General features: G+C 40.8%; 2 tRNA genes and 1 rRNA gene. All 3 read left to right on the forward strand.

The features are described from left to right. A 16S ribosomal RNA gene (locus QL986_RS18835) occupies positions 1 to 79 on the forward strand; the annotation flags it as partial. 76 nt (positions 80 to 155) lie between these two features. Further along, a tRNA-Ile gene (locus tag QL986_RS18840) sits at positions 156 to 232 on the forward strand. Between the two features lie 111 nt (positions 233 to 343). After that, positions 344 to 419, forward strand: a tRNA-Ala gene (locus QL986_RS18845). The last annotated feature ends 201 nt before the right edge of the window (positions 420 to 620 follow it).

Here is a 620-nt window from a genome sequence, read left to right on the forward strand (position 1 = left end):
TACCACGGAGTGATTCATGACTGGGGTGAAGTCGTAACAAGGTAGCCCTAGGGGAACCTGGGGCTGGATCACCTCCTTATACGATTTAGAACTTATTTGTTCGTAGTGTCCACACAGATGATTGTTAATTGTAAAGAGAACAACACTTATTGTTTGGGTCTGTAGCTCAGCTGGTTAGAGCGCACCCCTGATAAGGGTGAGGTCGGTAGTTCAAATCTACTCAGACCCACCACTTCTTCTTAATGCTTCGTTGTAAGCTTCGTTGTTTAGTAAACTAAACGGCCTCAACTTACGCCTTGTCTTAAAAAGAAGTCGGTATACAAACAGTAAGACCAGCATATGTGGGGCTATAGCTCAGCTGGGAGAGCGCCTGCCTTGCACGCAGGAGGTCAGCAGTTCGATCCTGCTTAGCTCCACCACTTTACTTCTTAAAAATAAATATTCTTTTATCGGGTAGCACAATCACCTGAGAATAGAGTGTGTTTAATTTTGAGAAGTTTTTGATTCTCTGCTCTTTAAAAATTTGGAAAAGCTGATAATAAAATTCGTATGAATAACATTGTTATTTGTACAGAGTTTTCAAAAGTAAAAAAGAATGATAGCAGTATCATTCAGTGCCA

The organism is Pseudoalteromonas sp. APC 3250, from assembly GCF_030407915.1.
Classification (GTDB): Bacteria; Pseudomonadota; Gammaproteobacteria; order Enterobacterales; family Alteromonadaceae; genus Pseudoalteromonas; species Pseudoalteromonas tetraodonis.